General features: G+C 56.1%; 8 protein-coding genes. 6 read left to right on the top strand and 2 right to left on the bottom strand.

Features of this window, described 5'->3' with window-relative positions; translation table 11 throughout:
- The first annotated feature begins 74 nt into the window (after window positions 1-74).
- Window positions 75-731: a sugar transferase gene (locus ADICEAN_RS03590; RefSeq protein WP_009194164.1), complete on the top strand. Its 657-nt coding sequence runs from the start codon at window positions 75-77 to the stop codon at window positions 729-731.
- Here ADICEAN_RS03590 and ADICEAN_RS20890 read toward each other — a convergent pair.
- Window positions 709-1545: a DUF6089 family protein gene (locus ADICEAN_RS20890; RefSeq protein WP_009194163.1), complete on the bottom strand. Its 837-nt coding sequence runs from the start codon at window positions 1543-1545 to the stop codon at window positions 709-711. The two genes, ADICEAN_RS03590 and ADICEAN_RS20890, sit on opposite strands and share 23 nt — an antisense overlap.
- A 40-nt stretch (window positions 1546-1585) precedes the next feature.
- Entirely contained in the window at window positions 1586-5743 is a 4158-nt protein-coding gene (locus tag ADICEAN_RS23820) for a translocation/assembly module TamB domain-containing protein (protein ID WP_009194162.1), read from the bottom strand.
- Between the two features lie 473 nt (window positions 5744-6216).
- On the opposite strand from ADICEAN_RS23820, the gene tsaD reads away from it, so the two are divergent.
- The 5 genes from tsaD to ADICEAN_RS03555 all read left to right on the top strand — a co-directional run bounded on the left by tsaD (window position 6217) and on the right by ADICEAN_RS03555 (window position 10676).
- Entirely contained in the window at window positions 6217-7218 is a 1002-nt protein-coding gene (gene tsaD / locus ADICEAN_RS03575) for a tRNA (adenosine(37)-N6)-threonylcarbamoyltransferase complex transferase subunit TsaD (RefSeq protein ID WP_009194161.1), read from the top strand.
- 158 nt (window positions 7219-7376) lie between these two features.
- Entirely contained in the window at window positions 7377-7847 is a 471-nt protein-coding gene (gene smpB, locus ADICEAN_RS03570; protein WP_009194160.1) for an SsrA-binding protein SmpB, read from the top strand.
- Between the two features lie 234 nt (window positions 7848-8081).
- Complete coding sequence (locus ADICEAN_RS03565; protein ID WP_009194159.1) at window positions 8082-8864, top strand: C40 family peptidase; 783 nt, start codon at window positions 8082-8084, stop codon at window positions 8862-8864.
- Window positions 8865-8874: 10 nt separating this feature from the next.
- A complete protein-coding gene (locus ADICEAN_RS03560; protein WP_009194158.1) occupies window positions 8875-9387 on the top strand; it encodes an HNH endonuclease in 513 nt (170 codons plus the stop codon).
- A 110-nt stretch (window positions 9388-9497) separates the two neighbouring features.
- Window positions 9498-10676, top strand: a complete 1179-nt coding sequence (locus tag ADICEAN_RS03555; protein WP_040396139.1) for a class I SAM-dependent rRNA methyltransferase — start codon at window positions 9498-9500, stop codon at window positions 10674-10676.
- Window positions 10677-10753: the final 77 nt, after the last annotated feature.

Genomic DNA, 10753 nt, shown 5'->3' with positions numbered 1-10753 from the left:
AGGCGCTTTTTTTGTATATTGTGCCGCCGCCGATCCCTGAACCTTGCGTCAGTAGCGAGCGTTGCTTAAGAAGGATGATCCATTATTACCCCATCGGAAAACGACTGCTGGACCTGCTGCTATGCGGGCTGGTGCTGCCGCTTGCCCTGCCGCTGATGGGGATGGTAGCGGGCATATCGGCCCTGCTGTTTCGGCATCCGGTGCTGTACAGCCACCTGCGGCCTGGCTATAGGGGTATCCCTTTCCGTTTTTACAAGTTCTCTACCCTGCTGCCCGAAGAGGAACGGGAGGGCAGGTGGCTTTCAGAAGGTGAGCGCCAAACCCGCTGGGGTAAATTTTTGCGGGATTATTCGCTGGATGAGCTGCCGCAGCTCCTGAATATCCTCAAAGGGGATATGAGCTGGGTAGGGCCCCGCCCCCTGCTGATGGAATACCTGCCCCTCTATACCCCTGCCGAAAAGCGGCGCCACTGGGTAAAGCCCGGTCTTACCGGCCTGGCCCAGGTGATGGGCCGCAATGAGCTGCTGTGGGAAGAAAAGATGCGGTATGATCAGGCCTACGTAGCCCGGCTGAGCCTGCGGCTGGATTGTGCCATTCTGGCCAAAACGGTTGCAACGGTACTGGTGGGGCAACGCATTAACTTTGGCATACGGCCCGAGCAGCTTCTGACAGCTTCCGGCTCCTCACACTCCCCTAAAAAGCCTTCCCTTAGCGCTGAAAACGCTTTTTAACAGCTCTGCCTCTAAAATGGTAGCGGGGCACATGGTACTGCAGGCGCAGGCTTAGCATGGAGTAGCCATCCTTTACGGTAGGATTACCCCGTATGGAGCCGCTACGGGCCGGATCAAGGCCCAGTTCGGGCCGGCGGTCGGCCAGGGCGGCAGCAATGGGGTCGGAGAAGAGGGCCGGATCCTGATAGCGGCTGCTTACATCATCCAAATAATCGGTAGCGGCATAATGGTAAGTAGCTTCCAGAGCCAGATCGAACTGTGGGCTTAGCTTTACCGTAAGGCCCCCGCCAAAGGGAATCACCAGAGCAACCCTGCTGTAACTGACCCCTTCGGTTTCCAGTACCCGCAGGGCCCATTGCTGCCCTGCCAGTTCGGCTTTTGGGTTGTAGTAGGTGGCCCCAAGGCCTAGTAGGCCATAGGCATTGAGCCGCCGCCTGCTACGGTAGTATACCGGCCGGTAGGGTAGGGCATAAACAGCTGCCAGCACACTTAATTCCCAGTTTGTGGAGGTAAAAGAAAGGTTGCGCTCCTGCAGATAGGCCTGCCGGGAGTCGGCATCGCGGGCAGCCAGCTGGTACCAGTGTGCTGCTGTGCGCAGCCCCAGGCGGCTAAAAGGGCGATGTTCATAGGCCAGCCCAAGGTGGGGACGCTTGCCAAAAACGGTATTATCGCCCTGCAGGTCGCCAAAAAAGCCGGTAGTGCCGGCACTTAATGAGAGCGTCTCCCGGCTTTGCAGGGTGGTGGGGTAGTACCGCTGTGCAAGGAGCCAGAGCGGAAAGAGCAGGAGGCAGAGCAGCAGGAGGGAGGGCTTCATCCGGATAAAAGGTAAAAAAAAGCTTGCTGGATTAAAACTTCTACTGCACTTCTTCGGGCAGCACTTCCTTTTCCTCGTCTTCTTCCAGGCGGATCAGTTCTTCCACACTGCTATCGGGCAGGGGCAGTTGTACCGGCATGCCGGATTCGTTGCGGTTGATGCGCTGAAAAAGCTCCTTAAAGGAATCGAAGCTTTTGGTCTGCAGCAGGCTGATGCCCTGGGTAAAGTCGGGCAGGGCATGATCGGCCGTCAGGGTGCGGAAGTTGGCGCGGTTGTAGAGCTTTACCCGGTACTGGCCATCGGGGGTCAGCATGTATTCTACCGTCCAGTTGCCAATGTAATTGTTGGCCGTACTGTTGGCTACGGTAGAGCCTGGGCTGGTGGAATTGATCAGGCTGCCATCGCGGGTGATGCGCAGGCGACCGTTCAAAAAGGTATAGCTCAGGCGCAGCTGAAAGGTATTCATAGCCTCGTTGATGTTGCTGGTGTAGTTCACATCAATCTCCAGGTTCTCATCAATCTGGGAAGCCAGGGCGCTAAACTGGTTGGCCAGCAGCTCACTGATGCTGCTTACCGCCGTTTGGGAGCCAAAGCGGCCGGCCGACTGGGCGGTAAATCCGCTGGTGCCATAGTCTACCGGTGCAAACTGCCTCAGCACCAGCAGGTTAAAGACCTGCCTGTTCAGCAGCTGCTCATCGGACTGCAGGCGGTTCATAAAGCCGCTGATCTCATTGGTAAATTCTACCGGATACTCCTGTATATCAATATTAAAGCTAATGGAGGGTGCCATCAGATCGCCCACCAGGCCCATGCCCAGTACCACCGGGTAGGGGCGTAGCAGCAGGGGGTTGGTGGTGCTGCCATCGCCCTGTTGTGGCAGGATACGGCCCAGGGAGGCTACCTGCTGGTACCTGGCCTGTATGTCCAGCAAGCCGCCATAGGGGTCGCCGTCCCAGCGGATGCTGCTGCCGGGCTCTATCACAAATTCTTTGGTAATTACATTGAAGAGGGTAAAGTTATAGGCCCCCTGCTCAATCTCGTAATTGCCGAACATGGTAAAATCCCCCTCGGTATCGATCTCCATCTCCAGCTTGCCCCTGCCCCTGCCCCGGATAATATCGCCCGCCCGCAGGTCAAAGATGATCTCCACATAGGCATCGGGGGTGATGTCCAGGTCAAAATCCAGCTTGATACCTCCTTCGTTGGTGATCCGCCGCGTGGTGTCGGCATCAATGCGGATGCCATCGGCCGAGCGGTTTACAAAGTTCACAAAGCTCTGGGTGCCGGCTTCATTTTTGAAATCGATGGGAATAAAGATCTTGGTGCCCTTATCGGAGCGGGCCGTGGCGGTGATCCAGAGGTTATTGGCCGGCCCCAGTACCTCCACCTCGCCGGTGGCATAGGCCGTGCCGTAGTAGAGCTCGTTATCACTGTAGCTGGTGTTGAGCACTTTGGTGCCCTGCAGGCCGGCCTTCAGGTTGATCACAAAATTGCTGAAGCCGTCGTGGAATACCCCCCCATTGAGGTAGGCAGGGTTGCCCTCGGTATCGGACATTCTAAGATTCCGAAAGCCAATTTCGTTCTCAGAAAAGAGAATGTCGCCCGCAAAGGTATAGGTGGTATTAAGGTAATTGATGCGCAGGCTACCCCCTTCTACCCGGCCGCCTCCCTGCACAATGGGGTAGGTGGGGGTACCCAGCACCAGTACTTTGCCACTGGTAGTGCCCTTTATCTGCGAGAACATATAGCCAAAGAAGGGCTCCAGCAGGTTAAGCGGCGCCTGCTCAAACTGGGCCTCCAGATTAAGCTGGTTGTCCCGGGCCAGGGGGTTGTAGTAGCCGCTGGCGGTCAGGATCTGCTGGCCCTGCCGCTGGCCCTGAACATCCAGGTTGAGCTTTTCTTCCTGCTGGTCCCAGCTGGTGCGCAGGGCAAAATCGCCGGCCAGAAATTCATTTACCGACAGGCTGTCAATGCGCATGCTGCCCTTGAACAGGGGCTTGCCCAGTACTTCCTGCAGCATGAGCTGTCCGTTTACCACACCCCCCAGCTTTTGCTCCAGAATGGGGTTAAGGTTGGCCAGCTGCAGGTTGTTGATATCGACTTGCAGGGTATCTTCCAGCGCCGGGGAGAGTATCCCCTCGGCCCGAATGGACTGCTCGGCATGGAACAGCTCCAGGTTATTGATCAGAATCTTATCGCCCCGGAATACGATCAGGTTATTGCCTTTTACCTGCCAGACATTCTCAATAAGCTTGGTGGCGGTATTGGTAAATTGAATGTGGGTTTCGTTGGCCAGAAAGAACAGATCAGCATTCACATCGGCATAGTTATCGCCGCCCTGCTCCAGAATGGAGCCGCTAAACCCAATGCGGTCCTGGTTCCAGATGGCTTCAGCCTCCAGGCGGCGGGTGGGGGTAAAGCCCTCGAACTGCTGCTGCCGGGAGCTTAGATAGGCCATGGCAAGCACCTGGGTGCTGTCGGCAATTTTGGAGGTGGTAAGCTCCGCTTCCAGGTCATAGAGCCGGTTTTCGTTCCAAAGAAGGGTATCAATGCGCGTATTGGCTGAGAAAATGGACGTATATCCGGCTGTAAAGTGGCCTTCTACCAGGGTGTTTTCAGAAACATAGCTGCCCGGCTCCAGCAGACGAAGCAGGGGGTTGGCATCTTTTAGCAGCAGGCTGTACTCCAGCCGGTAGCGCTCATAGGCCTCGGGCCGTTCTTTGGTACTGTAGTAGGCCCGCAGCTCATCTTCCTGGTTGCGAAAATTAAGGCGGTACTCCTGATAGAGCCGTTGCAGATCGGCCGAGAGGGTGGTGTAGTTAAAGCGGCCGGCTACATCCAGGTTTACCAGGTCGGTGCGCAGCTGGAGGGTGCGCGCCTCCCCCTCCAGCTGGTTGAGAATCTGCAGGCTGTCCAGCAGCAGCTCCCGTCCATTGTAGTGCACATAGAGGTTTTGTAACTGGGCATCGCCCCGGAGCTCATCCAGCTCCAGTCCCTGCAGGTTCAGGTTCAGGGCTGCGCTTACGGTTAGGGTATCGTCCATCAGCCCCAGCTCCCGAAAGCGGGCGGTATCCAGCTGGGCGCTTATCCTGAGCTGGTTTTTGCCCTGTTGCATGTTAATGGAGCCCTCGCCCAGCAGGCGCAGGTTGGGGTCGTTTACCGACAGCTTTCCTTCAAAAAAGCTGCGGGCCAGCTGGCCCTCGGCGCCAATGTTCTGATAGGTATAGCCACGTATCTGCAGGCGCTGGATGGTGGCATCCAGCTGAAAGCGGGCGGTCTCCAGGGAAAGCCCCTGGCCTGAGATGCTGCCCTGCCCGCTTACCGAGCCCCAGAGGGGGTTATCCAGCAGCTGGCCCAGCTTAAAATCTACCAGGGTAAGGTTGCCACTGTAGGTAGAGAGCAGCCGGTTCTCATGCAGCTTCAGGTTAATGTCGGAGCGGATCAGGCCCAGCCAGGTCTGGAAGGTGCCATTGGCCACAAAGTCATTGGGAAAGCCCAGAAACTGGCCGCTAAACTGCATATTGCCAAGCTTTTCAATGCTTTCATAAAAAGTGGGGGCTATGTAGGGGCGCAAATCCTGCGGGTGCAGAAAAGAGTTGGTCAGGTCCAGCTCTATAAAGGTCTCCAGTATGTTGGGCAGGCCATCCATGCTGGCAAAGCCCCGCATGCGGCTTTGCTCTCCCAGCCGCAGGTCCATATTTTTTACATCAAACTGGCTGAAGCGCCCGTTCAGATCGCCGCTGATGCGGTAGGTATCGCCATAGCTTTCCAGGGCGGGGGCAAAAATGCCCAGTTCCCGGCTGTCCAGCACGCTGTTGCGCAGGCGGGCATAGAGCTGCACACTGTCCTGAAAATAGCTCAGGCTGGCCTGGTCCCGGTAGCGAAACACCACACTATCGCGCAGGGTGGTATTGCCGGAGCGTAGCAGCAGCTTGTCAAACAGCATGCCGGTATTGGCATAAGTGAACTGGGTCTGCAGCGTATCGATCCGGAAATCATACTCGGCCGAGTAGCCCTGCAACAGGCCAATATCGGCCTGGATGGTATCGGCTACAATGGTGAACTGCCGGGCCTGTGCATGCAGCTGCTGAAAGCGGAAGTGGTTGTAGTCAAAGATCTCCTGCAGCGAGTCGGCATGGGGGTTGTGAAAGAGAAAGGTGCCTTCGCTGATGCGCACATCATCGATAATAAAGGGCACCTTTTTTTACCCGTTTTGGTTTTGGGCGGCAGCAGAGCCTGTATGTTGCGGATAAAGCGGTTGATGTTGAGGCCGGAATCGGGCGTATTCTTGATCAGCTGCACATAGGGGCGCTGCAGCTGCACCCCATCAAGGCGCGGAGGCGATTCCATCAGCAGGCTGATCAGGTCAAAATCCACCCGGATGTGGTCTACCCCGATCATCAGGCTATCCTGCCCGTCCAGCACGCGTACCCCCTCCAGCTCCAGCTCATCAAACCAGGAAAGGTTTACACGGCTGATGCTTACGGGGTGATCGATCTTTTCACTAAGCCAGCGGGCGGTGGATTGAACCAGGCGGGTTTGTACGGAAGGAAACTGCAGGGCCACCAGCAGTCCGGTCACTAAAAGCAACCACAGCGCCACCAGCACCAGCACTAGCCTGCCAAAGCGGAATTTCTTATCTTGCGTAACTTTTTCGTTATCAACAGCCAAATGTGTACGATCTTAGCTATAGAATCTTCCTGCGACGAAACCTCGGCCGCCGTTATTCAAAACAGCAAAATACTTGCCAATATTGTGGCCAGCCAGCAGGTTCACCAGCAGTGGGGCGGTGTAGTGCCGGAGCTGGCTTCCCGGGCACATCAGCAGCACATTGTGCCGGTGGTACACAAGGCTTTGCAGGATGCAAATATAGAAAAAAATGCACTGCAAGCAGTGGCCTTTACCCGCGGGCCGGGTCTTTTAGGTGCACTTTTGGTGGGAGCTTCCTTTGCCAAGTCCCTGGCCCTGGCGCTCGATATTCCGCTCATTGATGTAAATCACATGCAGGCGCACATTCTGGCCCATTTTATCGATGATCCCAAACCGCCTTTTCCCTTTCTGTGCCTGACCGTAAGTGGCGGCCATACGCAGCTGGTGCTGGTAAAAGACTATCTGAAGATGGAGATCATTGGCGAAACCATAGATGATGCCGTAGGCGAGGCCTTTGATAAAACGGCCAAGATCATGGGGCTGCCCTATCCCGGCGGGCCCCTCATTGACCGCTATGCGCAGCAGGGAAATCCGCTGGCTTTTGCCTTTCCCTTATCGGAAGTGCCGGGGCTTAATTTCTCCTTCAGTGGCATTAAAACCGCCGTGCTCTATTTTCTGCAGGATCGGCTGAAGGAAGATCCGGACTTTATCCAGAAGCATCTGCCCGATATCTGCGCCAGCATTCAGCACACCCTGGTAGAAATGCTGCTGCAAAAGTTGCGGCGGGCGGCCCGCGAAACAGGCATACGCCACATTGCCATTGCCGGAGGGGTATCGGCCAACAGCGGGCTGCGCCTTGCCCTGCAGCAGGAGGCCCAGAAGCGCGACTGGCAGGTCTACATCCCTGCCTTTGCCTACTGTACCGACAATGCCGCCATGATTGCCGTAGCGGCCCATTACAAATACCTGGCCGGCGAATTTTGCGCGCAGGATGTAAGCCCTATGCCCAGGATGACGTTTTGAACGGGTATTGGGGGAGGAGAAAAGGAGCGAAGGGGTAGGCGTGTGGGGAAAGACGGCAAGCAACGAAACGGCACTGCCACCCGGTGCGTAGAGGAAGGGGATAAAAGGGAAAGGGGTATTGGAAAGAATTTTTACTACATAGAAGCATAGGCCGAACAATGGCAAAAGAGAAAGAATCCCGTTTTGCGAAAACGGTGAACATAAAGAACAAACGGGCAAGCTTTGAATACGAGTTTCTGGAGAAATTTGTGGCCGGCCTCTCCCTGCAGGGTACCGAGATCAAGTCCATCCGCCAGAGCCAGGTAAACATGGGCGATGCGCACTGCGGCTTTCAGAACGACGAGATGTGGGTCTTTAACCTGCACATATCGCCCTATGAAGAGGGAAATATGTTCAACCACGAGCCCATGCGCCCGCGCAAGGTCCTGCTGAAGCGCCGCGAAATCAATCGCCTGAAAACCAAGTCTGAAGAAAAGGGCCTAACCATTATTCCCGTTCGCCTGTTCATCAACGACAAGGGACTGGCCAAGCTGGAGATTGCCCTGGCCCGAGGCAAAAAGACCCACGACAAGCGCGAAAGCATTAAAGAGCGTGACATACAGCGGGAGCTAAGCCGGATGAAGTTTTAGGATATTGGGTAGTTAGATAGTGGACAATGGACTATAGACTAAAGACAATAGACAATAGAGCGAAGCGCCTCCCCCTTGTTGGTGTTTTCACCAACAAGCTGCCAGTATTTCCTGATCGGGCCTCAGGTGTGACGATTTGTTGGTGAAAATACCAACAAGAGGAGGGGGAAGGGTGCTGCAGTCCATTGTCCAACGTCCAACGTCCATCGTCCATTTTCTCAAATCAACATCAACATGCAAGAATACGGATACTGCCGCCTGAGCCTGGTGCCGGTGCGGGCCGAAGGAAAAGAAGTGGCCGAAATGGTGACCCAGCTGCTGTTCGGTGACCTTTACCAGGTACTGGAGTGGAGCGCCAGCAGGGAGTGGGTGCGCATACGCCAGCAGGCCGATGGCTACGAAGGCTGGATCGGCCACCGCCTGCACCATCCCATCAGCGAAGCTTTTTATCTTGAAGCACAGGAGCGTCCCCCGGTGGTGAGCCTGGAGATCTGTGGGCAGCTGCGAATTCCCGGCCACCGGCTGCAGCTGGTGCTGGGCAGTACCTTACCCCTTGGCGGGCAGGAATTATTTCAGGATGAACATACGGTTACCTTTTCAGGCAAAACCCACGCCATCAGGAAGATAAAGGATGCAGCTCTTTTAAAAGAATTTGCCTTTATGTATATTGATTCACCTTACCTGTGGGGAGGGAAGTCGCCCTTTGGTATTGACTGCTCGGGTTTTACCCAAATGGTCTACAAGCTGGGCGGCTATCAGCTACAGCGCGATGCCAGCCAGCAGGCCCGGGAAGGGGTGCTGGTGCCCACTGTAGCGGAGGCCCGGCCAGGCGACCTGGCCTTTTTCCATAACCCCCAGGGGCGTATTACCCATGTTGGCCTGGTGCTGGACGGGGAAAAGATCATCCACGCCTCGGGTAGGGTGCGCATTGACAGACTGGACAGTACGGGGATTTATTGCGAAGAAGAAAAACACTATACCCATACCCTTAGTCTTATTAAACGAATAATTATGTAAGGTAGCAGCCATGCGTAAAGGGCAGGTTCTTGTACTCAATTTTGACTATAGCCCCATCACCGTCTGTACGGTGCAACGCGCGTTTCTGCTTGTATTTGGCGAAAAGGCCGAAATGCTGGAGCGCCTCAATGGCCATGTGCTGCGCTCGGTGAGCAAAACCTTTCCGGCACCGGCCGTCATCCGGCTCAGCCGTTATGTGCGGGTACCCTATCAGGGGGTGATGCTTTCCCGGCAGAATGTTTTCAGGCGGGACGGACACCAGTGCCAGTACTGCGGCTCCGGCAAAGACCTTACGCTCGATCATGTGATACCCCGCTCCAAAAACGGTAAATCTACCTGGACCAATCTGGTCACCGCCTGCAAGCGCTGCAATACCCGCAAAGGCGACTACACTCCCGAGGCGGCCGGCCTAAAACTCCGCAAAACCCCCGAAAAACCTTCTTACCTGCATTTTTTGCGAGACCACAGCGGCCTGATGGTCGAAGAATGGCGTCCCTTCCTTGATTTTAAGCGCGCTGGCTGATGTTGGCATCAGGGTTGCCAGAATAAAACCCGGGCTGATGGTTACAACCAACACCCCCTTTGCTCATGCTCTGGCACACGCATTCCAATAGTCTTCCTATCTTTGCCCCCATGAAAAAAATCTGGCTGAACAAAGGCAAGGACCAATCGGCCCTGCGCCGCCACCCCTGGATCTATTCCGGAGCAGTAAAAAAGGTAGAAGAAGGTATCCAGGAAGGGGATGCCGTAGAAGTTTATTCTGCCCAAAACCAGTTGATAGGGGTGGGCCACTACCAGCCAGCCAATATTGCCGTGCGCCTGCTGGCCTTTGAGCCGGCAGCACTGGATGAGGCCTTCTGGCAGCTGCGCCTGCAGCAGGCCTGGGCGCTACGCCAGCAACTGGGCCTTATTGACAACAAAGAAACTACCGCCTACCGCCTGGTATTTGCTGAGGGCGATCAGCTTCCCGGCCTCATCCTTGATGTATATGGCAGCACAGCCGTGCTGCAGGCCCATAGCCTGGGCATGTGGCGGGTACGCCAGCAGCTGGCCCAGGCCGTTGTGGCCGTAGCCGGGGGGCGCATTACAGCCGTGTATGACAAAAGTGCCGAAACCCTGCATGCTGCCGCCGGCGCCATCCAGAATAGTTACCTGATTGGTGAGGGTAGCGAACAGGAGGTGGTGGTGATGGAAAATGGCGTGCGCTTTAAGATTGACTGGATAGGGGGGCAAAAAACCGGCTTTTTCCTGGATCAGCGGGAGAACAGGGCCTTGCTGGCCCAGCACGCCCGGGGCAAGCGGGTGCTCAATACCTTTTGCTATACCGGGGGGTTTTCGGTCTATGCCCTGCAGGCGGGCGCTACCGAGGTGCATTCGGTTGATGTATCGGCCAAAGCCGTGGCCCTTACCGATGAGAATGTAGCCCTGAATGGGGGCCAGGAGCGGCACCAGAGCTTTGCCATGGACACCTTTGCCTACCTGAAAGAAAAGGGGGGTGACTATGATATTGTGATCCTGGATCCCCCGGCCTTTGCCAAAAGCATGGGCAAGCGCCACAATGCGCTGATGGGCTATAAGCGCCTGAACTACGAGGCCATCCGCCAGTTGCAGCCCGGCGGGCTGCTGTATACCTTCAGCTGCTCCGGGGTGGTAGACAAGCAGCTGTTCCAGAACATTGTGATGTCAGCGGCCATAGAGGCAGGCCGCCCCGTGCGGGTGCTGCACCAGCTGAGCCAGCCGGCCGACCACCCCTACAGCCTCTACCACCCGGAAGGCGAGTACCTGAAGGGCCTTGTGCTGCAGGTGATGTAAGGAAATCGGCTATCCTGCAGCGGCTTCAAAAAGGGCGCTTGTGTAAGGTTAGGGCAGGAGGCGGGCGCAAAAGCAAC

Origin of the sequence: Cesiribacter andamanensis AMV16, from assembly GCF_000348925.1 — a bacterium.
Classification (GTDB): Bacteria; Bacteroidota; Bacteroidia; order Cytophagales; family Cyclobacteriaceae; genus Cesiribacter; species Cesiribacter andamanensis.
The sequence above is the reverse complement of the archived record's forward strand: the minus strand, read 5'-3'. Positions and strand labels throughout refer to the sequence as shown.